Annotated in this window: 1 protein-coding gene; it reads right to left on the bottom strand. The window is 36.4% G+C overall.

The features are described 5' to 3' along the window. Positions 1–129: 129 nt before the first annotated feature. The coding region (locus ACSMFO_RS40115) for a tyrosine-type recombinase/integrase (RefSeq protein ID WP_436462531.1) at positions 130–942 on the bottom strand (813 nt) is incomplete at its 5' end.

Raw genomic sequence — 942 nt, 5'->3', positions numbered from 1 at the left:
ACACAAAAAACCTGTCCTTATCTATAGAAATAAAAATTGCTACAATAGAAAAACTAACAACAAGAGGTTCTATTTAAATCTTCATATAGACCATTCAAGCACACTTGGGTAATTCCATACATACAGTAATTAGAAATCTTGTTCCTTCCACATTAGCCCAATTTCTTGTTCGCGCTGCAAAACCTTCTCCAGATAACGCTCTGTTGTCTTACGATCACTGTGACCTAGTTCCTTTTGAATTAAAAAGATATCTGCTCCCTGCTGCCTACTGTAAATGGCATAAAAGTGACGAAAATAATGGGGCGTAATCCTGTCAGCTCGTTCTTTCACAAAAGGTAACTCTGTTCGTTCAATGATACGCACAATATAATTACTTAAGTTTTTATATTGATAATACCCTCCATCTTTGGTTGGAAATAATGACCCTTGATCACTTGTATTTAATACCGAACTGACATGCCGTCGTGCTCGAAAGGAAAGGATTCGTTCATATAGAGAGGGGTGAAGTAACTTATCAAATTTCTTTCCACCCTTACCTACTCCTCTTAGTCGATAATGGCCACTCAAACTGTCTAGATATACATCTCCCCACGAAGCATTCGCTATTTCTTGTACACGAAGCCCTGTCATAGCCAACATGGTTAACAATCCATAGTTGATAGGATGGTCTTTGTAGTAGTCTAGAAGCTGTTTGACTTCGTGGTAATACAAATCTCGATTTGGAATTTCTTGCTCAGATAGTGACGTGCTTAAGATTTCTTTATGTAATGGATACTGAATATACTTTGTTTCATGTAGCCATTTCATAAAACTTTTTAAAATCGTCATTTTAGCATCTAAAGTTGCCGGTGAATAAGGTATACCGCCCTTACCTAACAATGCAGTACTTAAATACATTTGATAATTCCATATGTGCCAAGGTCTTAGATTTTTAAAAATCGT

Source organism: Amycolatopsis sp. w19 (genome assembly GCF_051373225.1).
GTDB classification, from domain to species: Bacteria; Actinomycetota; Actinomycetes; order Mycobacteriales; family Pseudonocardiaceae; genus Amycolatopsis; species Amycolatopsis japonica.
Note: the sequence above shows the minus strand (reverse complement) of the source record. Positions and strands in the feature narration are given on the sequence as shown.